Source organism: Vibrio fluvialis, from assembly GCF_900460245.1.
GTDB classification, from domain to species: Bacteria; Pseudomonadota; Gammaproteobacteria; order Enterobacterales; family Vibrionaceae; genus Vibrio; species Vibrio fluvialis.
This window is the reverse complement of sequence record NZ_UHIP01000002.1, coordinates 1,491,689-1,514,921: the sequence shown is the minus strand read 5'-3', so window position 1 is coordinate 1,514,921 and position 23,233 is coordinate 1,491,689. Positions and strand designations below refer to the sequence as shown.

The following is a 23,233-nucleotide window of genomic DNA, read 5'->3' as shown; positions in this document are numbered from 1 at the left end:
GTGCTGAATTAAATATTAGATAGGGTATTTAGGGTTGATTCGTTTATGAGGTTAGTAAGGTATTTGTCAGGTATAAAGGGCCTGTCTCCAGAGGGAAGGTACTTACTGTTGGCAGTTCTATTTGCACAACTGGAAGAGGGAAACGATCAGGCGCAGCGAACAACTGATATGTCCGTTGCTCGATTGCGTTCAGACTTTGGTGTGAGCCATAAAGTTGTTCGTGAGGTGATAGGATACTTAGAGTTAAACAATATTTGTGAAATTGAAAGAGACAGGCACGGTAAGCGCTCGTGTATTTTTAGGGATAGATACATATCGAAGTTACAGGGAAACGAACCTGAGTATATTCGAGTGGCACTTTATGGTTTTTTTTCTAGGGATGCCAAAGATGATCGAGAAAAGCTAGAAAAATCCTTAAAAACCAAGTTGAGACCTTCCAATCTGCTCTTAATGGCGATTTTTGTCCTTCACTCCGATGAGTTTGGTCTTGTCCAACAGAACATCTTTCATGAAAACAGAGCATCGTTGTTGCTTTCTGAAAGTAAACTTCGTTATTTGATGGGAGATATCAGCGAAAGCCGCTTAAAAACCCAGATTGAAACGTTAAGAAGTATCGGTTTTATAAAAAAAGAGGCCCATGGAGGTGTTTCTTCGACCTATTTTGGCAAGTTCAGCAAACGCTATCTAATCGATCTTGGGTTAATAGCTAAAAGTTTAGCATTAGTACCTAGAGTTGATGGTGCCGTATTAAAAAACGTTAGTACCTTAACTTATGAGGTTCCTGATCAGTATTTGACGTATAAAAGAATGAAAGAGTGCTCGTTACGTTATGAATTCGATTTTGAATTACCGTTTAAACTATCGTTCTTTGTTCTGAAAAAGATTTTTCTGGATCAGTTCGTTAAAGAAAAGTTTAAAGACTCTGAACGTGGGATGTATTGTGTCGATGGATTTGACTTAACGAAACTTGATGGTGTGCCTTTTGTTAGGGGGATTTATCTTACTTCTGCAATATTGACTAAAGTTGAAATCTTGACGGCATTTATCTTGAGTAACTATTGGGGTAATTTGATACAAGACTCCACTCCGTTGTTCTCTAACATTGAGCACGATGAACGATTTCAGAGTGTCTTGTCGGAAAAAGCTATCTTCACCCAGAAGTTCTTAAGTGGACATGAAGACCTAAACGCTCTTGATGTTACTTGGAGATTTTGGCAAAAATTTTTACTTAACTTATCGATAAGCTTGGCGAAATCTTTAGCCAAAATGATTCAGCTACGAGACGATTTTACTCACTTGAAATCTGCGAGTGTTTTGTTGTATGGCTTCGAACACTATAACGTGGAAAAGGGAGGGTATCCTTCTTGTAATATCTGGTTATCTTTCTCTGTAGGTGAAAAGCATTACGGAATAGACATTGTCAGTCAGAAAATTACGCCTTCAGAAGCCTTCATTAGAAGAAATGTTCAATATATTAATCATGATGATAAGGCGAATTTAAATTACACCTATACTGTGCAGGAATCATGGCTTGATGGCTCTTAATGTCAGAGTAGTCCAAGAGTAGTAATGTCACCGTGTTTGTCTGGTTTTGGATTTCAGAGGGCAAAACTTTATATCACGTAGGGCTCAGATGACATTTGAAAGCCTAGTAAATGCAAAGCCTAAGCCGAAATGAATACGGTATTAGTAGTATATATTGTATTATTTAACCGTCTCATCACTTTCCTATACCTAGATAACTAAGAGGTATAGAGAATGAAACAACCCAAACACCTTACAACTATTGTTAAATCGACTTACTTGGGAAGAGAACTTTGTAAGGGTAAATGTAATAAAACCTTAGAGATGTTCAAAGAGTACTTAGATAGAATTGATGATGTGATGGATAAAGCAATCAGTGACTATCCAAGGACCACAGTTATTCGAGTTGACCTTAAATTTCCATATTCGATTAAATATGACGTTGACCAAGTGATGAAACGTTTTATTGGCTCCTTATCTTCTCAAATTGATGCAGATATAAAAAGAAGACGAAAACATGGCAAGCGAGTGGCGGATTGCAAAATTCGTTATCTATGGGCCAGAGAAAATAAACTATCGATTAATGACCATTACCATGTGGCTCTATTTTTGAACAAAGATGTCTACGCTTATTTGGGGAGTCTAGTTAATACTGACAATCTAGCTTATCGGATTAAAAGAGCATGGTGCAGTGCGCTCGATTTAGATATTGATGAAGGTGGAGGATTGGCGCATTTTCCAGACAATTGTCGTTATTGGTTAGATCGTAAAGCCAATAACTTCGATGATATGTTTAATCAGGTATTTAAACGTCTCAGTTATTTTGCAAAAACCGATACCAAAAAGAGTGGAGATAGACGCCGTCGCTTTGGCTATTCTCTACGATAATCCCTCTTATTGAATATCTCAGCGTAATGTATCGGTACCTTCTTTTTTTACCATGAGAACTTATCTGTTGAAGAGGCGCAATCCTGTGACTCATTAAATGAAGAAGGTACATCTCATGACTCAAGCTCGCTGTTCTATTTACATCGGCGTATCGGTTTATAAAGACCAAGGCGCTATCGGTATTGCGGTATACGATGATACGCAGACATTGTCTGGCAGCCACAGACTGCTTATCGATAGGCCCACCGACAGCGCTGAGTTGGAGCTTATCGCTTGCATTGAAGGTTTACGCTACGCCATCGATGGCGATGTCATCTACAGCAGCAGTGAATTCTGTGTACGTGGGTATAACGAATGGTTGGATGATTGGAAGAGAAGAGGCTGGCGTAAGTCAGATAAGAAGCCAGTAGCGAATCGTCAGCTCTGGCAACAGGTGGATGAAGAGCGCAGTCGCAAGTTGGTTGATGTGTGTAAGCGCCGCTCATCACCGGAACTGGATTTTGCTTACCAACTCGCCAAAGGGCTGTGGACGGAAGCTGAGTAAGGTGGAAATGGTATAGTCGCTAGAGGTGAAGGTATGACCTCTAACGACTTATCCTAACGGATTGGGAGTGTTTAAGGAAAGGGATTATACTCGCAGCCCTCCAAATGTTGTTCGAATTTGGACTCGGTCTCGCACGCGATGAGTCATGCGGGCCATTTTGCTGAGACAAAAAAAGGCCACACGCAATCTATCGGTGTGGTCACGCCAAGAGGTGTCCAATGTGTGGTACGAGTTCAAAGGAGTATGCAGACTGACTGTGGGTTGATGGTCACAGTGCGACGCGAGTGCCTCTTCCCAGCAACGTTTCACGGCGGCCCGCATTTCCTGGCCCCCTTTTTTAAAGTCAAAAGTGAAGCGTTCAAACGCTTCGGCGTTCATCAGTATCGCCACATCCACTCGGCGATGAACAATCAAAGTGGGTTGTTGGGACCACATGATGGTCATCGTATGCACAAATGGGGTGCGACTTAATCGTGTTTTCTTAGCGCTCAAGTCTTCATCAACCGTGGCTTTGAGTTTTTCGCCAAATAATTTCATGGTGTCAGCAATAGAGTGCGCGTAATCCGTGGGTATCGTCAGCTCATACCGCACGATACTGGTTTTACCTTCTGCAGAGAGTGTGGATTGTACGGCTTTGTGCAGTAAGCCTAACGCTTCGTACAACAACCCTTGCGGGTCGTACTCCAACGGTAGATGGTGGAAGGTTCGTCCGACATAGACGTGATAGGGTTTGGATTTCTTAGCCATGTGATGCACCTTGTATTGAGTGGGGTCATAACAAGAGAAAGGCCGTTAAAAAAAAAGGGCAAAAAAAGCCAGGCGCATCCACCTGGCTTTTGAGAGGTTATTGAATATCAAACTGCGCTTTGAGAGCGCGATACGTTTGCTCTATTTGGCGCTCGACCATGGCGCGGCGCTCTTCGATTGGTGCTCGGTCAGAGATGACCGAAGCTTTGGTGTCAATTTGGTTGAGCTCTGCGCGATGCCACTGCTCAATACGTTGCTCGATAATCTCCGAAGAGACGTTCTTTTTAATGAGCTCGACCGACAAACTGTCAATGACAGGATGGGCGAATACCGTGCTTGAGAAAGCGAAAGCCAGTGAAAATAGGGATGTATTTAGGTTCATAATGAACTCCTCAGTTGAGTCAAAGTCGGGGTGTGAAACCAAAACAGGGGAAAGGTGTTCACCTTTCCCCTGACACGAGAGTTAAGCCCGCGGCGAAGGTCGCCACATTGAGCAAAACCGTGAGTCTGCCTTCTCTTGGCAGGCTGGAGTTAACAAAGGACCTGCCTTGTTTTGCTCTGCGAGGCGTCAACGCTTTGGTTTGACTCATAGGAGACCAATAAGCCAAAAGTTGAAACACAGAGAGCATACTCACGGGTGCGACATGAGGTGCCGGATGGATAAGCATCATGTTCATGAAGATTTTTGGGCGGGGTCAGTCACGACTTCCGTTAAGGAGAAGTTGTCCGGATAGTCGAAGGTATAGGTACTGACGTGGATGGCGTCTATCTCAGGGAGAGACACCGTACATCGCGTGCCTTGGTATTGGTAAACCAACAGCAACTCATCGTCCTCCAAGATGAGTCCCAAAGGGTGAACCACAGGGAGGTCGGTGTTGTCGTTGAGGACCAGACGTATGGCTCTCTGGTAATAAAGGGCCAGGCAAACCTTTTCAAAGACGCTCGCATCGTAGCCTGACGGGATAGTCCGAGGTCTGGGATAACGAATGTCCACTTTGGGACGCGGGTTAAAAGGGGGCAACCAGTGTGGCTGGGTGTCATCGATGGCGGCATGATACGTTTCAGGTAGCACCGCTTTTAGGTGAGCAAACGCCGTTTCCAGCAATATTGATGCTCTTGGGCTTGGTGGGACTCGTGAGCCTAAGCGTCTTCGGTAACCATACGGTTTGTCTCGGTCATCTTTGTCGACATCGAAAAACTTGACGACCAATTCGAGATTACGTTGAACGGTTCGGATATCACGATGTATCCCCACATCGCGCAATTGTTGGTGCAACTCACTTGCCGTGATTTTTCGACCTATCGGAATGCGATGATAGAGCTCAAGAACAATCAACAATTGGTCGACGGTCGTGGTTTTGTTCGGGGCCATGCCTTTGACTCCGTTGAGAAAGCAGAATAGGCACCATGCTAGAGTGGGGTGCGACATCAGATGCCGCAGGTGTACGCCATCAACCTGACAGGCGAATATTGGAGACGGTGTACCCCCGTTTCAGTAGCTCTGCTGCGGCGACCCAGTACTTAAGGTGATGAGGGGGATTCGCCTCAACCCAGTCAAACAAGTCGTGGTCACTCCGCTCTGAGGCTTCACGATGGAGGCGTTGATAGTGGTGATTGAGGTACCGGCCGCCTAGAAAGACGGCGTGACAACAGGCACGTATCAGATGTGCCTTGACATTGGATTTTATGGTCATGGGGTGACTCTCGAGGTTTGCGTGCGACAACGCACTGCGGGTTAAAGGGAAAGGGTGAATGATAATGTAAATGGTTTGTAGGTTGTTGTAAGTTGTTGATAATTAATATAAATATGCTTAGTGGCGTTCGACCTGTGAGGGATGACTGGTAACGAAGGCGTGTCGACACTCCTGGTCAACAAGGTGTGACAGAGAGGTCATCAAAGGCGTCCATATCGACGTAAGCCAGAAAGTTACTTTCCCATAACTGGTACAGCTCTTTGGCATCTCGGCGGCCTTGCATGGGTAACCAACCTCGATGAGCGACAAAGAACTCACCGACACGAAAATCAAAATCTAAGCTTCGTTCAAGCTCGGGGTAGTAATTTCCGATGTAGGCAAAATCGGTGATGTACTCAATGCTCCAATCGCCACTCGCGGTGTGGCAAATTGCAATCTCAACCGGATGAAACCCACCGTCTTCAGCGCTATAGCTTTTATCGCGAAAGTTGAATACCAGGTCACGACTGGCCGCGAGAGTGCCGGTGTCATCATTGACTAACTGTTTGGTGAGTTGCTCACTCAGTAGGGCATGCAGTTTGTCTGAAATCGGTAAGAGAGAAGATGTGAAAGTTAATGAAGACATAGCAAGACCTCCTTAGGTCAGGATGAAGTCGAAAAAGAAAAGGGAAAGAGAGATCAACCGGTGCTGAACTAAAACTGACGCACCACAGAGAGCTCCAGCTCATCAAACACGTTGCGTGAAAGATGACGAGCCAAAGCGTTCATCCACACCATGAGCAGTTCAAGTACCTCAGGGTGAGATAAATCGGCCGCCCCCGCATTGGGCTGATAGCACCAGCGATTGAGCAGATGGAAATAGAGTTCAGGTTCAACCAGGATACTGCTTTCTTCGGGATAGGAAAAACTGGTCATGCACACGACCTGCCAGGCTTTGGATGGGGATTCACGTTTAAATTGCACTTCAATGGGGTGCAGTCCTTGTCGATGTGAGTAGTAAGCCGTTTGGCGACCGTTAAGCACAATACGCTCCGCCGTATCGGGTATGGAATAGAGGCGCAACAATTTCTCTAAGGCAGCGTGCAGAGAAGGAGCAAGATGTATATCACCAGAATGGAGCTCAATCATAACCAGCCCCTTTCAGCAAAAGAGACACTGTCTTTCCCCACCACAATGTGGTCCAGCACTCGTACATCCACCAGCGTTAAAGCGTCTTTGAGCCTTTCGGTTATACGTCTGTCGGCTTGTGACGGCGTTGAATCCCCGGATGGGTGATTGTGAGCCAATATTACCGCCGCGGCATTTGCTTCTAATACCACTTTTACCACTTCACGCGGATAGACACTGGCCGCATCAATGGTGCCGTGAAACAGCTCTTTAAACTCAATCAGTCGGTTTTGGTTATCCAGTAGCAGTAAGGCAAACACCTCCCGCTCATAGGCCCCCAGTTTACAACGGATGTGCTCCTTAGTGGCATCTGGATTGGTGAGCGCATCACCGCGCACGTAACGGTGGGCAAGTATCTCAGCGGCATGTTCAAGAATCTGGTTTTCTTGATAGCGCTGCTCTTTTGTGTAATCGGTCATATCAGGCTCCGAGTGAGGTTCATTAATGGGATACACATCAATGACATAGACCTGAAAAATTTTTGATTAAGCCTTGGCGCGCCAAGGCTTCACACATCACCGTCTTTTTTTACGCCAGCGCTTTATCCCATGAGGACCACAGACATAGGAGAACGTCCCATGAGATTTTTAAAGCTAAAAGAAGTGATGGAAAAGACAGCACTGAGCCGTTCAGCGATTTACCGAAAGATGAATGACGGAGAGTTTCCGCAATCAGTGAGCTTGGGTGACAGGGCAGTGGCTTGGTTAGAAAGCGAAGTGGATGAATGGATGTCTGGTTGTGTGTTGGCGCGATAGTGAAATAATTTGGTCTGAGGTGTAAAGCAATACAAGGACTAGTTCTAAAATTCAGAAAGTCCAATATTCTTATCTCGGAAACTGTCCATGATTTTCATCGCCGCCCTTCTATATTGCAGAGCTTACAAAAGCTATGATTACCATAGTTGATGATCGTGTTGATAACAACACTGGTAGCTTAAATAATGAACTTTAACGTGTCCACTCCCTGATAGAAACTTTCGGTGCCATCTATAGATCCAGTTTAGGCTTTTTCCTGTCTATAAATTGGCGTGGGCTTAAGGTGAATTTTTTCTTAAAGCATTTGGAAAAATAATTACTGTCGCTAAAACCGGATTGCTCTGCCACTTGCTGAATCGGCATCGGGTTGTCATTGGTCAGTAAGGTGTGCGCGTACTTGAGCTGCATCTCTCTTAAATACTGATTCGGCGATGTATTGAGAAACTGTTTAAACAACCTTTCGAGCTGTCGCTGGCTAATAAATGCGGCTTGGGCGATATCGTGACTATGCATATTGCTGTCGGTAAAATTTTGTTCAATAAATATAAGCGCTCTGCCTAAAGCCATGGTGGTTTGAGGAAGGTCTTGCGTTTGTTGTTGGTACATTCGCGCCAGGGTAACCGCCAGTTGCTGCATTAAACTGGTCAGCATGGTCTCAAAACCGTTCTCAGCTCGGTCATATTCTTGCCCGATTGTCTGAATGAGCTGTTCAACGATAGAAAACTGTTCGACGTTTAAGGTTAGCTGTGAGCGGTACTTACTGGTTTGACGCGCAACCGGCTCAACTTTGAACATCGCTTGATAACCAGAGAGCCTTCTGAGTGAAGGTGTCTCAAAAAGTGGGGCATCGGCTTCAAACATTAAGTTAATGATTCTTAGCTTATCGACATCCTGAAAAGCATGTTCAATATCCCCGTTTATTACGAATATATCTCCGGGATTGAGCGGGTAAATGTGCGACGATACTAAGTGGTTGCCTTTACCACTGATCACTAAAAACAGTTCAGAGTAATCATGACTGTGTAAGCCAAAATCATGGTAGTGATGACAATCCAGATAAGCAAACTTCAGGTGTGGGTACCGCTGATGGTGTTTTAGATGATAAGTGGTCTCCATGTCGTTATTTTCCTTTTATTGGTCGCGTTTTTGGTAGAATTTGCCTGTTGCCTATCATAGACTTAAACGCCAAAAAATATCAAACCCATACTTGCATATCCCGTTCGGGCAAAAATATAGAATTAACCACTCTTTTATCTAGCCAGTGATGACACCCTGTTAGCCCACTCTGGGACAGCGTTACTATCCCTTTTAAGGTCAAAATAATGCCCAAAAATGAAAAATTTCATCAACGTATGTCTATTGTTGCTTTAACGTGGCCAATATTGGTGGAAATTTTGCTGAGGACCGCACTCGGTACCAGTGATGTATTTATGCTTTCTGGTTATTCAGATAAAGCGGTTTCAGCGGTTGGGGTCATCACTCAGCTAACCTTTTTCCTGATCATTGTTTCTACATTTGTCAGCAGCGGCACCGGCATTCTTATTGCTCAATACAATGGAGCGGAGCGAACTCAAGATGCGACTAATGTGGGCGTAGCCAGTATTGCGCTTTCCGTCGTTGTCGGTTTTCTGCTGAGTATTGCCGCGGTGCTGGGTGCTGTGCATCTTATTTCTTTTTATGGTCTCGAACCTCAAGTTGAACTTTATGCCCAAGAATATCTTATCATCAGCGGCGCAATGACTTTTAACGTGACGATCGGTATCGTCTTTACCACCATTCTGCGCAGTTATGGCTATTCTCGCTCACCTATGGTGGTGAACATGGTCAGTGGTTTGCTGAATGTGGTTGGTAACTATATAGCGCTTTATCAACCGTTCGGGTTGCCTGTTTATGGGGTTGAAGGTGTGGCGATAGCGACGGTTGTGAGTCAGATTGTTGGAACGGTGACTCTCGGCTTTATATTGAAATACAGTCCTATTTCATTGCCGATGGGCTCATTAAAGAACGTTCCTGCTGGGGTATACAAAAAAATTCTTAAAATAGGCGGAATGAATGCGGGTGAAGTGTTGTCCTATAACATGGCACAGATTGCAATTGTCTACTTTGTTGTGCAAATGGGAACCGCTTCGCTTGCTGCTTTTACCTATGCGCAAAATATCGCGCGTTTCTCGTTTGCCTTCGCTTTAGCGATAGGTCAAGCAACCCAGATTCAGACGGGTTACTACATAGGCAAAGGCTGGATAGAGAGTATTCTTAAGCGGGTGCAGATCTATTTCTTGGTGAGTTTTGTTGTCTCTATTTCTGCTGCCAGCTCTATTTATTTGCTTAGAGATTCGATATTGCCTCTGTTTACTCATCAACCGGAGATCTTGTATCTCACAGGGACATTAATGATGGGGTCGATCATTCTTGAAGCAGGACGGGTGTTTAACCTTGTTTTTATCTCTGCTTTGAAAGGGACAGGGGATGTTCGTTTCCCAGTACAAATAGGCATACTGTGCATGTGGGGTGTCGGTGTGTGTTTCTCTTACCTTTTAGGCATTCATTGGGGCTTTGGGGTCATTGGTGCTTGGTTGGCGATAGCTTTAGATGAATGGGTGCGTGGCATCATTATGTTGGTGAGATGGCGTTCATCATCTTGGGTCAGGTTCAAACTTCTGTAACATAAAGCTGTTTTCATATAACGGTGGAAGAAAGTTGCCCGTGAAAGTTTTCATAATATTGAAACTTTTCACGGGCAGTTTGTTTTTTAAGCACAAAGAGCACGAATTTTTCGTGACTAAATTCGCTAAACCTCATGAAATGAAAGCGATTTCATTGTTGGTGAACTAGGAAATTCATTCTTAACTAATTGAATTCCATTTAATATCCCTATCTAAAATTCTTCACGACTGTTTCATGTTAATTATTTCGATGTGCGGGTGTGAAGTCGGCAAATATTTTCAAACCTTTCATTACTTATTATTTTCCTGAATTAGAACAAACCTAAATCTAATAGGGAAATAACATGAAGAACTTTAAAGTTTTACCAATAACTTTTGCTGTGGCATCTATTTTATCCTCTGCCTCTGTGTTCGCGGCAGATACCGATATTTCAGCTTTAGAGAAGCGTATTCAAGAGCTGGAAGCTAAGGTTGTTGAAATTGATTATGTAAATGATCAACAACAAGCTGTATTGACGCCAGATACAAAAGTACCTCAAGGAATTATCTTCTCTGGTTATGCTCGCTACGGCGCACATTATTCAGATAGCGACAGCCGTTATGTGGTAGTAGGTAGTACCGGTAAATCACTGGGACGCCTAGGTAACGAATCAAACGGTGGTGAGTTTCAGTTGGGTAAAATATTCCAAGCTGATAATGGTGCTAAATGGGATGTAGTTGTGATGTTCGACGAGTGGGCTCATCGTGACTGGGGTTCTGATGGTGGTGTGAGCTTGAAAAAAGCCTACGCTGGTGTGACTAACGTATTTGAAAGTCAGCCTGAGCTTTACATGTGGGCAGGGCGCGATTTCCACGGTCGTTTACAACAAGGCCTGAATGACTACTTTTTACTAACCCATGACGGTCAAGGTGCAGGCTTCAATAACTTAAACCTTGGTGGTATTAAGTTGGATATGGGGTTTGTAGGAAAAGTCGACTCTGATGGGGGGAGCTTGAACAACGATACTGGTGTCTACGCGATCACGTCAAAACTTCATGGTATTAATGCAGGATTTGGCACTCTAGATCTATATGCCAACTATGGCTTCGCCTCTGACCAAGCTGGCGCTGAAAAATCCAAAGAAACAGCGTGGCAGGTTGGCGCCGTACTATCTCTTGGTAGTTCAAATAAATTGGTTATGAAATACGCTGACGGTGCTGATGATTCTACATTTGATCTAGCGGGCGACAAACAAGTGGTATATGCGAGTTTGGAAGGTAACGCTAAAGCATCGGATCAATTCATCATTGATTACTTAGTGTCATACAAAAATATTGCTGGTACTGACGCCGATGAGAAGAACGAATACGCAGGTATCATTCGTCCTCAGTATCAATGGGATGAAGTGCATTCAACTTGGCTAGAAGCGGGTTATGCGATGGAAGATTGGGATGACGGCAAAGAAGTGAATGGTTGGAAACTAACACTCTCTCAAAACGTTTCACTTGGTGGCCTACCTTGGAGCCGTCCAATGCTACGTTTCTACACCACTGTGGGTGATGTTGAAACGACTGAAGCAGGTTCTTCTACTTCAACAACTGTCGATACCGTTGCAGTAGGTGCAATGTTCGAAGCATGGTGGTAATCCACTCATAGTTTACTGTCTATCTATGTTTTAGCCCCAAAGGCAGATTATTGGGGCTTGGTTTACCAACCAATTTAACTCCAACTTTGGGCACCAATGTGTGCCCATTTTTTATCTTGCAAAGAACAGCATGTAGTGAATTGTTTATTAGTAGGTGGAGTATGCCCTTTCAATCGTTAGTTTCTCGTCTCTATCTTGGTTGTGTGTGCGTTATCGCAATTATGATCGGGTCTGCATGGCTATCTGTCAGTAGTAACCAGAACGTTACGGCTAAGATGGAATCTATCACTCAAGATGCAACGCCGCTGATGCTTCGCTCAGCGCAGCTTACCATTGATTTTCTTAACATTAACCGCAGTTTGACTCCGTATTTATCGGCGCAATATCTGGATGAACTGCCGCCCTTTGTTGAGTCAATTCAAGCCAATATCGAGACTTATAATACTCAGCTTCGTTGGTTTGTTGCTCAAACACAGCAACGCCCAGACTTGTACGATTACGTAGAGCCAATCACAGTGCAGGGTGAGCAGGTATTAATTGTTTTGAATGCTGTTATTGACGCACATGCCAGTTACTTAGATCAGTTAGACCAGAGCTATGTGTTACAGTCTCAGTTCCAATCACTCATTACTCAGTTGGGAAATGCGCTACAACTCGCACGCAGCAGCGCAGATTCGGAAGAGACGCTAAAAGCTTTGGATGGACTCACCAACCAAGTTGGTTTGTTAAACAACGAAGCTAATGAAGTGTTCAAGTTGCAAGATATGACGGAACTCCGCTCCGTTGCGCGTCGCCTGACCAATCGCCAGCGATACCTTGAAGAGAGCGAACAACTACTGTTCAAAAAACACTCTGGGCTTTACTCTTCGCTTGAAACACCACTATCCATACTTAAACAACTCACTTTCCAACCAACAGGCGCTGTCAAGATGCATGTTGATGTAGTTGAACAAGCTGAGGATCTCGCAGAATTACGCTCTGAGTTAGAGCAAAAAATTGATGCTCAGTTGGCGAACGTCGATAACCTTTCCCGTTATGCAAACCAAATCGCCAACCAACTTTATGATGAAGCAAGACAAGCATCGAGCGAGACTCGTTCGCTGTTTATTGCTATCTCACTGGCATCCATTTTTGTTACCGCATGTCTGGTGCTGAGTTTTACCAATATGGTGCGTAAAGCGACCGGACTTTTGCTGAATGCTTTAAATCGAATTGCAGCTAAAGATTTGACTCAGGAAGTGGAGTATTCGGTAAATAATGAATTTGGACAAGTGGCGGAAAAGGTCAACCTCGTTGTTCGTCATCTATCGCTGATTATTGAACGCATACGTCAGTCAAGTTCACAGCTCAACAGCACGTCATTAACTAATCAAGGTATCAGTACTGAGCTCAATGACGCTATTTACGAGCAAACTTCGCAAACTGTATCAGTGGCTTCCGCGATGGAAGAAATTGAATGTTCAGTGACGGATATTGCACAGTCGACTGAGCACACACTTAGCTTAGTGACTGAAGCGGTTAAGCACTCTAGTAAGGCGCAAACGGATATGACTGAGAATGTGGTTATGTTGGAGCGACTTTCTCAAGAATTAAATCAAGTCACGACAACGAATCAAGCTCTGGAACAAGAGAGTATCAGCATTGGATCTATTTTGGATACCATTTCTGGTATCTCTGAACAGACCAACTTACTCGCGTTGAATGCTGCGATAGAAGCGGCTCGCGCAGGTGAATATGGGCGAGGATTTTCAGTGGTTGCGGATGAGGTCAGGATTCTTGCGGCTCAAACTACCCATAGCGCGAAGGAAATTCAAAATAAAATTGAGCGCTTGCAGCGACAAACGGAGATGGCTGGCAAGCAGATTTCCAATTGCCTTGCTGGCATGACCCAAAGCATGCAGCAAGCCAAGCAGGTTAATGGGCGCTTTGTGAAGCTGCATGAACTGCTTAATCAAGTATCTTATCGCAGTCAACAAATCGCTTCTGCAACAATTGTTCACCAATCCGTTGCCAGCGAAGTGACGAAAAATGTCAGTCATATTCATTCGTTATCCGAGCAGAATTTACAGCGTTCAACCCAAGTGGCAGATCATGGTGAAAAACTCGAACGATTGGCTGAAATTCAATTTGAATTGACGGAAAGTTTTGTTTTGCGACCGAAAGAAAGAAATAAATAAGTCGTATAAATAAGAATTAAATGTTGTCGTTTTAGATATTTTGATGTTTTCAATAAGAATATTAATAGCTACTAAAGTTCAACAGGAAAATTCAGTTTCATGAAACTGTTTCATGGGTGAGGGTGAAATTGTAAGAGCTCTCTACTTTTATGAAAGCTCTATTTTTTCCAAAAAATTAGTGTGACCATACTCACTCATTACACCCACTAACTACGGAATACTTAGCTTGTAAGCGTTTTCAACAAAAGTAGTATTGAGGTATCGGTGGCAACAATTAAACACGTCTCTGAGCATGCGGGGGTATCTCAGGCGACAGTATCCAGAGTGATTAATGGTACTAGTCGTGTGAGTCACGATAAAAAGCTAAAAGTCGAAAAAGCGATTAAAGAACTGGGCTACCGTCCTAACTCTATCGCTCAGGCTTTAGCATCGAGTCGTACTGGCAGCGTGGGAATTGTCGTTCCGGAACTAAATGGCTTTTATTCGGGCATGCTTCATTGCTTGGAAGAGAACCTACGTCGCTTTGGTTACCATGCCATCGTGACCGCTGGTTCCAATAAGGAACATGGACAACGCGAGTCTGTGGAGTTTCTGCTAGGGCGCAGAGTCGATGCATTGATTCTCCATGTTCATCATCTGAGTGATGATTACTTAATCTCTTTGGAAGAGCAGGGCATTCCAGTGGTTTTGGTGAACCGCTTTGTTCCAGAGATGTCCCGAAGCTGTATTGATATTGATAACGAGCTGGGGGGAAAACTCGCGACACAATATCTGTTGCAGAAAGGCCATACCAAGATCGCTTGTATTACCGGGCCTTTAGACAAATCTGATGCTCGAGGACGCTTACAAGGTTATCGAAGAGCCTTGGAAGATGCAGGGTTGGAGTATAACGAAGCACTGGTGTCTGAAGCAGGCTTTACGGAAGAAACAGGTGTTATCGCAACGAAGAAATTGCTGAAAAGGGACTGTCGGTTCACTGCGATTTTTGCGTCAAATGATCACATGGCGTTTGGAGCATTTGAGGTGTTACGGGAAGCCGGTTATTCCATTCCTGGTGATATTTCACTTGTGGGCTTTGACGATAACATTTTTGCTCGTTATCTCACTCCCTCTTTAAGCACGATTAATTTTCCAATTGAGCAGATGAGCATTGAGGCTGTGCAGCTCACTCTGCAAAAGCTTAACAAGAATAAGCAAGATGTGAATTTCAAACTCAACCCTGCGTTAGTAGTGCGAGATTCAGTCAAGGATATAACGAGAACCCTATAACTACATTAAGGATAAAGCATGAAGTTTAATACCTTAGCACTTTCGAGTGCGATTGCACTGGGAGTTGCGACAACGGCAACCGCAGCTGATAACCAGATCCGTTTTGATGGTTTCCCTGATTTTGATAGCAGCTTGAAAGTACTGCTACCTGACTTTGAGAAAGAAACGGGCATTAAGGTTGATTATCTGATGAACAACCATGGTGACCACCACACTAAGCTAACGACTAACCTTGCAACGGGGTCAGGTGCTGGTGACGTGATCGTTGTGGATGTAGAGAAAATCGGCCCGTTTGTAGCGTCTGGTGGTTTAGTTAACTTGTCTGAAAAATACGGTGCTGATAAATATGCTGAACGCTTCGCTCCGTATGCTTGGGCACAAGGTAAAGGTGCTGATGGCTCAGTTTACGGTATGCCTGTCGACCTTGGCCCAGGTGTAATGTACTACCGTACAGATATCTTTAAAGATGCAGGGATCGACTTGAATGAAGCGATCAAAGACTGGGATTCATATATTGCGGCTGGTGAAAAGCTAAAAGCGAAAAACATTCAATTGATTGCTTCAGCATCTGACGTCGCGCAAGCCATTATTTTTACTACTGTACCTGAAGGCGAAGGTCTGTACTTCGATAAAGAAGGTAACCCAGTGGTCACTTCTGAGCGTTTTGTGCACGCGTTTGAAGTTGCGAAGAAAATTCGTGACAAAGGCTTAGATGGCAAAATTCTGGCTTGGTCAAACGAGTGGTATGAAGGCTTCCGTAACGGTACGTTCGCAACTCAGCTATCTGGTGCTTGGCTACTTGGCCACTTAAACAACTGGATTGCTCCGGGAACTGCAGGCAAATGGGGTGTATCTCACCTACCTGATGGTATCTACGGCAGTTGGGGTGGCTCTTTCCTTTCTATCCCTACCCAATCAACTAAACAAGATGAAGCGTGGAAGCTAATTGAATACATGACAACTCGTCGTGATGTACAGCTTAAACACTTTGAAACTATCGCAGCTTTCCCTGCCAACGTAACCACTTACGATGACCCTATGTTCGAAGAAGAAATACCATTCTTAGGTGGTCAGAAAGCGCGTTTGTTGTTTGCTGAAGTGGCGAAGAATATCAAGCCTGTTGCGCCAGCGAAAGGTGACCACGTGGCGCGTTCTATCGTTCTAGAAAATGCACTGATGGAAGTGTTAGACGAAGGCAAAGATATCAAGACTGCGCTTCAAGAAGCTGAGCGCTTGATTAAACGTCGTACACGAAATATGTAAGCCAAAGTAAAGCTTGTGTTAATTTTGGGAGGCGTTACTTACGCCTCCCTAGGTAAGAGGTTGTTACTATGAATCAATCTACAGGTAACTCAGCGAAAACATCAGGCGGCGAAAGCCTTTTTTCTCGCCTGAATTTGAAAGCGCTTACACCGTATTCGTTTCTGTTGCCGTTTTTAGTTATTTTTTCTGTATTTGGAATTTTTCCGTTACTTTTTTCTGTTTTCTTGTCATTTCACTCGTGGAACCCTGTGGAAGGGTTAGCGGCGATGGAATATGTGGGCGTTGAAAACTACCAAATTGCTCTCACAGACCCATGGCTATGGCGTTCTCTGCAAAATACCTTTTGGTTAGCGATTACATCTGGCCTAGCTCAGCACTTAATTGCCATTCCGGTTGCGTACATTCTTGTTTCGATGGGGGATAAAATCCGTCATTGGTTAACATCAGCGTATTTTCTTCCGTACATCACTTCTACGGTTGCTGCATCACTGATCTTCTTCAACATGTATTCACCAAACTCAGGCATCATCAACCAGACTTTGATGGCGCTGGCAGACAGTTCACTGTTTGGTTGGGCATTTGCGTGGGTGAATGATTTCCAGCCAATTCGCTGGTTGGATGATGCAACTTTGATTAAGCCATCTATCGCTATCATGGTGTTCTGGAAGTACACAGGTTTCAACATCGTACTGTACACCACAGGCTTAATGACGATTCCAAAAGATATTCTTGAAGCTGCCCGTATGGACGGTGCTAACGCACTACGTCGCTTCTGGAACATTTCACTACCTATGATTCGCCCGTTTGTTTTCTTCGCTGTCACTATGACCATCATTGGTAACTTACAGTTGTTTGAAGAACCGTTCGTGTTGACGCGCGGCGGCGGCGGTACTGGTCAGGCTGGTCTTACTATCTCTATGTATTTGTACAAAGTGGGCTGGGAATGGCTTGAAATGGGGACGGCGTCAGCTATCTCTTGGTTGCTGTTTGCGCTGATTGCCGCTTGTACCATGGTTCAATTCTTCTTCTTCGGTAAAAAAGGTTTGGGGGAGCAATAACATGACGACTCAATCTGTTACATCAAACTCGTCGTTGTTGGCTTCGATTAAGCCTAGTGACCGAGCGCTTGAAAGTTTCACTAAGATCTTGATGGTTGTTTTGGCTCTTGTCCTGATTGTGTCAGCCGTTATCACTGTCTTTCCATTCATTTGGTCAGCTCTGCTTTCGACGCGTGACCGTGGGGAGATCTTCGGTACAGGAATCAGTTTTGCTATTGGTGACAGCCTTGCTATTAACTACGCCAAACTGCAACAGATCATGCCGTTTTGGCAGGCGATGTTCAACTCTATTTACGTTGCGTTCCTAGGAACAACCATTTCGTTGCTGTTCTGTAGTATGGGCGGATATGCCTTTGCGGTATTTAAGTTCCGTGGCAAAAACATTCTGTTTGGCATGTTGGTTGGTTCGATGATGATTCCGCCAGTGTTAAGCCTGATCCCGTATTTCATGATCGTTAAATTCCTAGGCTTGCTGGATAACCATATTTCGGTATGGCTTCCATTTACTACCACTCCATTTGGTATTTTCCTGATGCGTCAGCACGCAGTGGCTTCGATTCCAAAAGAGCTTCTGGAAGCGGCAAAACTGGATGGTGCGGGTGAGTTCAGAACGTATTGGAGCGTGGTATTACCCTTGATGAAACCAGCCCTTGCCACTCTGGCCATCGTTCAGTTCGTCTTCTTCTGGAATATGTTTATGCAACCTTTAGTGGTACTGAACTCACCAGAAAACTACGTGATTACGCAAGCACTACGAAGTGTACAAGGTATTCCTAATACTCCTTGGGGAGCAGTAATGTTGGGCACTACTATCTCGATTCTTCCTCTGGTTGTGACTTATCTCTTTGCATCTAAACAGATGATTAGTGGCTTAACGTCCGGTGCAGTAAAAGGTTAAAAAAATGACAATAAATAAATATCAACTGCCGAAGGATTCGGCATTACTTACTCAAGATTTTGTTTTCGGTGTCGCGACGTCTTCTTATCAGATCGAAGGCGGTATTAATGAAGGTGGTCGTTCTCCTTCTATTTGGGATACGTTTTGTAAGATGCCAGGTAAAGTAGATAAAGGTGACAGCGGAGATGTTGCTTGTGACCACTATCACTTGTGGAAGCAAGATATCGAAATGATTGCAGATCTAGGTGTGGATGCGTACCGCTTATCAATGGCATGGCCAAGAATCCTGCCTCAAGACGGCGTTGTTAATCCTGAAGGTCTTAAGTTCTATGAGCAGATCATCGATGAGTGTCATGCTCGCGGTTTGAAAGTTTATGTGACGCTTTACCATTGGGACCTTCCTCAATATCTGGAAGACAAAGGTGGTTGGCTGAACCGTGAAACTGCGTACAAATTTGCTGAGTATGCGGACGTAGTCAGTGCGCACTTTGGTAATAAGATCGATGTCTACTCCACTCTAAATGAGCCTTTTGTTGCGGCTTTCCTAGGCTACCGTTGGGGGGAACATGCGCCTGGCATTGAAGGTGATAAAGAAGGTTTCTTAGCTTCTCACCATCTGATGTTAGGTCATGGTCTAGCGATGCCGATACTGCGTAAAAATGCACCAGAATCACAACATGGAGTCGTCTTTAACGCTTCCCCTTGTTATCCATTAACACAGCAAGATCAAAGCGCGGCTGATTACTGTGAAGCAGAAAACTACCACTGGTTTGTCGATCCTGTACTCAAGGGTGAGTATCCGGCTCTGGTGAAAGAACGCCACGCAGCGAACATGCCAATGGTACTAAAAGGTGATCTAGAGATTATCTCCGCACCTGTGGATTATATCGGTATCAACTACTACAGCCGAGGTGTAGCTCATTATAACGAGCATGGTGACATTGAAAACGTGAAACCAGAAGGTGCTGAATACACTTACATTGGCTGGGAAGTATATCCGCAAGGGCTTACAGATCTTCTTGTCCGCTTTAAAGAGCGCTATGACAACTTACCACCGCTTTACATCACCGAAAATGGTGCCGCATGTAATGACGAGTCACGTGATGGTGTTGTGGTTGATACTCAACGTGTTGCTTATTTCCAGTCTCACCTAGAAGCTGTTGATCAAGCTATCCGTGCTGGTGTTCGTGTCGATGGTTATTTTGCTTGGAGTCTAATGGACAACTTCGAATGGGCATTTGGTTATGAACAGCGTTTCGGCATCGTCCATGTTGACTATGTAACCCAGAAAAGAACATTGAAGCAGAGCGCTGTTGCGTACCGCAATATGCTTCTAGAGCGCGCCGAGGAGAACAAGTGATGGCTAAAGTAGAATTTCGTAAAATTAAAAAGTCTTTTGGAAATGTGGACGTAGTTAAGCATTTTGATTTCACAGTAAATAATGGCGAATTCGTGGTTTTTCTTGGTCCTTCTGGTTGTGGTAAATCAACAACGCTACGTATGCTTGCGGGGCTTGAAGACATCTCTTCTGGCGAAATCTATGTTGACGATAAGTTGATGAACAAGATTGACGCTAAAGATCGCGATTTGGCGATGGTGTTCCAAAGCTACGCTCTTTACCCACATATGACGGTGTATGAGAACATTGCCTTTGCTCTCAAGCTTAAAGGAATGAATAAAGCTGACATCGACGTAGAAGTTCGCAAAGCAGCCAAAATGCTGGAGCTAGAAGCGCTACTGGACCGTAAACCGAAAGAACTTTCTGGTGGTCAACGTCAGCGTGTTGCGATGGGCCGCGCGATGGTACGTACGCCGAAAGTGTTTTTGTTTGATGAGCCGTTGTCTAACCTTGATGCCAAGCTACGTGGTGTGATGCGTGAAGAGATCAAACAACTACACCGTGAGCTGAAAACAACCACTATCTATGTAACGCATGACCAGATCGAAGCGATGACATTGGCTGATCGTATCGTGATTCTGAAAGATGGTTATGTGGCACAGGTTGGTACTCCAACGGAAGTGTTTAAACGTCCTGCAAACAAGTTTGTTGCTCAGTTCATCGGTAACCCGTCAATGAACATGCTAGATGCAAAATTGATTAGTGAGCAGAATGAATACTTTATTCTTTTGGGTGATGTGAAGATTCCACTCCCTGAGCGCTTTAAAGCGCATGCTTCTAAGAACCTTGCGCTGCACTTTGGTATTCGACCAACCGATATCCACTTACGTCCAGAGCAAGTCGATCATGATCGTGTGTTGCCAATTCCGGTAACGATTAAAGACAAAGAGTTACTAGGAGCGAGCATTTTGCTGAGAACAGAAGTGAGCGGTCAACCTTTGACTGTAGAAACACAAGCAGCAGAAGTAGAGAGCAAAGAACAGACGCTTTACGTTGACCTGGATGCTATTCACTTGTTTGACGCGTTGAGTGAAAAATCACTGGCTCACTAATAACCAGCCTAAATACAAAACCCAAGAATCAATTTAATAGTTAGCTCCCACGCGTATGGGAGCTAAGGATAGTGATATGAAATTCGGATATTTTGACGATAACAATAAAGAATATATCGCCACCACTCCTTGTACACCGATTAAGTGGTGTAACTATGTAGGTACACTGGAGTTTGGTGGTTTGGTTGACAGTAACGGTGGTGTTGTTTTATGTAAAGGTGACCCTGCGCTGAACCGCATCACCAAATACATTGCTCAACTGCCAAACTCAGACTTCAAAGGCTCTACTGTTTATCTGAAAGTGACTAACCATGAAGGTAACGTTGAAGTATTTTCACCTTTTTACACGCCAACATTAAACCCGCTGGAAAAGTTCGAAAACCACACTGGTCTTTCTTACACAAAAATCATTTCAGAAGGCTATGGCGTTCGATGTGAAGTTACTTTGTTTGTGCCTAAAGATGCTCCTGTGCTACTTGAAGACATCAAAGTCACTAACATAAGTGATGAAGAGCTACATGTAGATGTTGTGCCTGTGTTTGAGTTCACCCATTTTGACGCGTTAAAACAACTGGTTAACGCAGACTGGGTGCCTCAAACCATGACTTTGAAAGCGCATCAACAAGCGTCTGGACATACAGTTCTAGAGCAGTATGCCTTTATGAAACGCGACTACGCGGTAAACCTGATGACGGCGGATCGCCCTGCGACTTCTTTTGATGGTGACCGCCAGAAGTTCCTTGGCAATATGGGTTATGGCAGCTGGGCTGCGCCTGAAAAACTGTTTACTGCTGACCTGGGTAATAGTGAATGTCTGCGTGGTGACAACATTGGCGCATTAAACTTGCGTTTAGGTTGGTTAGCACCACAGCAGAACGAGCGTACCGTTGTACAGCTAACGCAAATGCCGAGCCTAGCACAAGCTGAATCTATGCTTGCGAAGTATCGTGATCATCAAGAAGTGGATAAGGCGTTTGACGCTCTGGCTACTCATTGGGACAACTATCTTGCGGCAGTTCAGGTTGAAACGCCTGATCCAGCAATGAACTCAATGCTGAACATTCACAACCCGCGTCAGTGTCATACAACGAAAAACTGGTCACGCTATTTGTCTTTGTATCAGCTTGGCTACGGTGCTCGCGGCATTGGTTTCCGAGACTCTTCGCAAGACACTCTTGGTGTAATTACTCATATGCCTGAAGAAGCGCGCGAATTTATCGAGCGTCTGCTTTCGGTACAAAACGTTGATGGTTCAGCGATGCACCAGTTCTTCCCATCTACGATGGAAGCGAACGCAGGTGACTCTCGTGAAGAAGAAGATCGCCCTGATTACTACGGCGATGACCACTTGTGGATTGTTTATGCAGTAACGCAGTACGTCAAAGAAACAGGTAATGCAGCGTTTCTCGATAAGCTAATTCCGTTCTATCAAAAAGATAAGCAAGGCAAACCGCTTGAATCGGCGAGCGTGTGGGAACACTTATGCCGCGCGATTGAATTCACTCGTGGTAATACTGGTCAACATGGCTTGCCACTGCTTGGTTTCGCTGACTGGAACGATACGGTGAACTTGCCAACAGGTGCTGAGTCTCTAATGGTTGCCAGCATGTACGGTAAAGCGCTACTCGATATGCTCGATCTCTGCCGCTTGCGTGGTGAAGATGACCGTGCCGCGCAATATCAGGCACAGTATGAGCAGATGAAGGCCATCGTTAACCAATGTGGCTGGGATGGTGAGTGGTTTGTTCGTTACTTTGACGAGCAGGGACAACCTGTCGGTTCTCATACCAACGCGCAGGGCCAAATCTATACCAATGGTCAAAGCTGGCCAGTGATTGCAGGCTTTGCTGAGCAAGATCGCGCGACTCAGGCGCTTAACTCGGTATACACCAAACTCAATACGGCAAACGGTATTAAGCTTTCAACCCCTGGTTACAATGGCTTTAACCCGAACCTTGGTGGTGTTTCAACTTACCCTCCGGGCGCGAAAGAAAATGGCGGTATTTTCCTCCACTCAAACCCGTGGGTGATGATTGCTGAAGCGAAAATGGGTAACGGTGATCGTGCCTACGAGTACTATCGCCAAATTAACCCAGCATCAAAGAATGATGTGATTGATATCTTTGAATCAGAACCTTACTGCTACCCGCAAAACATCCTTGGTGATGAGCATCCGCAGTTTGGTCTTGGCCGAAACGCTTGGTTGTCGGGCACATCTTCGTGGACTTATGTTGCCGGAACACAATGGATTTTGGGCGTGCGTCCTGACATTGATGGTTTGATTGTTGATCCTTGTATTCCATCTGATTGGAAAGAGTTTCGCGTTACACGCCAGTTCCGTGGTGCTACCTACTATATTCACGTAACCAACCCAGACAAAGTAAGTAAAGGTGTGGCGGAGTTGCGCGTGAATGGTGAAGTCCTAGCAGGGAACAAAGTGCCAGTGTTTACTGAAGGTGAACATCAAGTAGAGGTAAGACTCGGCTAGTGAATGAGGGGGAGCATTGCGC

The 23,233-nt window shown here is 44.7% G+C and carries 21 protein-coding genes; 14 read left to right on the top strand and 7 right to left on the bottom strand.

Features of this window, described 5'->3' with window-relative positions:
- Window positions 1–108: 108 nt before the first annotated feature.
- The 3 genes from DYA43_RS21970 to DYA43_RS21960 all read left to right on the top strand — a co-directional run bounded on the left by DYA43_RS21970 (window position 109) and on the right by DYA43_RS21960 (window position 2,956).
- Window positions 109–1,545 carry a hypothetical protein gene (locus tag DYA43_RS21970; protein ID WP_123946147.1) on the top strand — a complete coding sequence of 479 codons (1,437 nt, stop codon included), beginning with the start codon at window positions 109–111 and terminating at the stop codon, window positions 1,543–1,545.
- 213 nt (window positions 1,546–1,758) lie between these two features.
- Window positions 1,759–2,412 (top strand): inovirus Gp2 family protein, encoded by a 654-nt coding sequence (locus DYA43_RS21965; RefSeq protein WP_061055697.1) that lies wholly within the window; start codon window positions 1,759–1,761, stop codon window positions 2,410–2,412.
- Between the two features lie 115 nt (window positions 2,413–2,527).
- Entirely contained in the window at window positions 2,528–2,956 is a 429-nt protein-coding gene (locus tag DYA43_RS21960) for an RNase H family protein (protein ID WP_061055696.1), read from the top strand.
- 84 nt (window positions 2,957–3,040) lie between these two features.
- Here DYA43_RS21960 and DYA43_RS21955 read toward each other — a convergent pair whose 3' ends face one another.
- The 6 genes from DYA43_RS21955 to radC all read right to left on the bottom strand — a co-directional run bounded on the left by DYA43_RS21955 (window position 3,041) and on the right by radC (window position 6,983).
- Window positions 3,041–3,703, bottom strand: coding sequence for a YagK/YfjJ domain-containing protein (locus tag DYA43_RS21955; protein ID WP_061055695.1), 663 nt, complete (start codon window positions 3,701–3,703; stop codon window positions 3,041–3,043).
- Between the two features lie 97 nt (window positions 3,704–3,800).
- On the bottom strand, window positions 3,801–4,085 hold the full coding sequence (locus DYA43_RS21950; protein WP_020328477.1) for a hypothetical protein: 285 nt from the start codon (window positions 4,083–4,085) through the stop codon (window positions 3,801–3,803).
- A 291-nt stretch (window positions 4,086–4,376) separates the two neighbouring features.
- A complete protein-coding gene (locus DYA43_RS21940; RefSeq protein ID WP_061055694.1) occupies window positions 4,377–5,075 on the bottom strand; it encodes a hypothetical protein in 699 nt (232 codons plus the stop codon).
- A 497-nt stretch (window positions 5,076–5,572) separates the two neighbouring features.
- A complete protein-coding gene (locus DYA43_RS21935) occupies window positions 5,573–6,022 on the bottom strand; it encodes a DUF2787 domain-containing protein (protein WP_020328479.1) in 450 nt (149 codons plus the stop codon).
- Between the two features lie 68 nt (window positions 6,023–6,090).
- Window positions 6,091–6,525: a DUF2787 domain-containing protein gene (locus DYA43_RS21930; protein ID WP_020328481.1), complete on the bottom strand. Its 435-nt coding sequence runs from the start codon at window positions 6,523–6,525 to the stop codon at window positions 6,091–6,093.
- Window positions 6,522–6,983: a RadC family protein gene (gene radC, locus DYA43_RS21925; RefSeq protein ID WP_061055693.1), complete on the bottom strand. Its 462-nt coding sequence runs from the start codon at window positions 6,981–6,983 to the stop codon at window positions 6,522–6,524. Before radC ends, DYA43_RS21930 begins: the two co-directional genes overlap by 4 nt.
- A 159-nt stretch (window positions 6,984–7,142) precedes the next feature.
- Here radC and DYA43_RS21920 point away from each other — a divergent pair, with 159 nt between their 5' ends.
- Entirely contained in the window at window positions 7,143–7,319 is a 177-nt protein-coding gene (locus tag DYA43_RS21920; protein ID WP_020328483.1) for an AlpA family transcriptional regulator, read from the top strand.
- A gap of 231 nt (window positions 7,320–7,550) precedes the next feature.
- Here DYA43_RS21920 and DYA43_RS21915 read toward each other — a convergent pair whose 3' ends face one another.
- Window positions 7,551–8,435 (bottom strand): helix-turn-helix domain-containing protein, encoded by an 885-nt coding sequence (locus DYA43_RS21915; RefSeq protein ID WP_061055692.1) that lies wholly within the window; start codon window positions 8,433–8,435, stop codon window positions 7,551–7,553.
- Window positions 8,436–8,641: 206 nt separating this feature from the next.
- Between DYA43_RS21915 and DYA43_RS21910 the strand changes: the two genes are divergently transcribed.
- The 10 genes from DYA43_RS21910 (at window position 8,642) to DYA43_RS21865 (ending at window position 23,211) form a co-directional block, all read left to right on the top strand.
- The gene (locus DYA43_RS21910) at window positions 8,642–9,982 is read left to right on the top strand and encodes an MATE family efflux transporter (RefSeq protein ID WP_061055691.1); all 1,341 of its coding nucleotides are present in this window, start codon (window positions 8,642–8,644) and stop codon (window positions 9,980–9,982) included.
- Between the two features lie 344 nt (window positions 9,983–10,326).
- Window positions 10,327–11,607 carry a carbohydrate porin gene (locus tag DYA43_RS21905; RefSeq protein ID WP_061055690.1) on the top strand — a complete coding sequence of 427 codons (1,281 nt, stop codon included), beginning with the start codon at window positions 10,327–10,329 and terminating at the stop codon, window positions 11,605–11,607.
- 275 nt (window positions 11,608–11,882) lie between these two features.
- Window positions 11,883–13,784 carry a methyl-accepting chemotaxis protein gene (locus tag DYA43_RS21900; protein WP_061055689.1) on the top strand — a complete coding sequence of 634 codons (1,902 nt, stop codon included), beginning with the start codon at window positions 11,883–11,885 and terminating at the stop codon, window positions 13,782–13,784.
- A 264-nt stretch (window positions 13,785–14,048) separates the two neighbouring features.
- Window positions 14,049–15,053: a LacI family DNA-binding transcriptional regulator gene (locus tag DYA43_RS21895; protein WP_061055688.1), complete on the top strand. Its 1,005-nt coding sequence runs from the start codon at window positions 14,049–14,051 to the stop codon at window positions 15,051–15,053.
- 18 nt (window positions 15,054–15,071) lie between these two features.
- On the top strand, window positions 15,072–16,316 hold the full coding sequence (locus DYA43_RS21890) for an extracellular solute-binding protein (RefSeq protein ID WP_061055687.1): 1,245 nt from the start codon (window positions 15,072–15,074) through the stop codon (window positions 16,314–16,316).
- A 68-nt stretch (window positions 16,317–16,384) separates the two neighbouring features.
- Entirely contained in the window at window positions 16,385–17,374 is a 990-nt protein-coding gene (locus DYA43_RS21885) for a carbohydrate ABC transporter permease (protein WP_061055686.1), read from the top strand.
- Between the two features lie 91 nt (window positions 17,375–17,465).
- Entirely contained in the window at window positions 17,466–18,272 is an 807-nt protein-coding gene (locus DYA43_RS21880) for a carbohydrate ABC transporter permease (protein WP_370446027.1), read from the top strand.
- Between the two features lie 10 nt (window positions 18,273–18,282).
- The gene (locus tag DYA43_RS21875) at window positions 18,283–19,632 is read left to right on the top strand and encodes a GH1 family beta-glucosidase (RefSeq protein WP_061056080.1); all 1,350 of its coding nucleotides are present in this window, start codon (window positions 18,283–18,285) and stop codon (window positions 19,630–19,632) included.
- On the top strand, window positions 19,632–20,723 hold the full coding sequence (locus DYA43_RS21870; RefSeq protein WP_061055684.1) for an ABC transporter ATP-binding protein: 1,092 nt from the start codon (window positions 19,632–19,634) through the stop codon (window positions 20,721–20,723). The genes DYA43_RS21875 and DYA43_RS21870 overlap by 1 nt, the downstream gene beginning before the upstream one ends.
- A 76-nt stretch (window positions 20,724–20,799) precedes the next feature.
- Entirely contained in the window at window positions 20,800–23,211 is a 2,412-nt protein-coding gene (locus tag DYA43_RS21865; RefSeq protein ID WP_061055683.1) for a glycoside hydrolase family 94 protein, read from the top strand.
- Window positions 23,212–23,233: the final 22 nt, after the last annotated feature.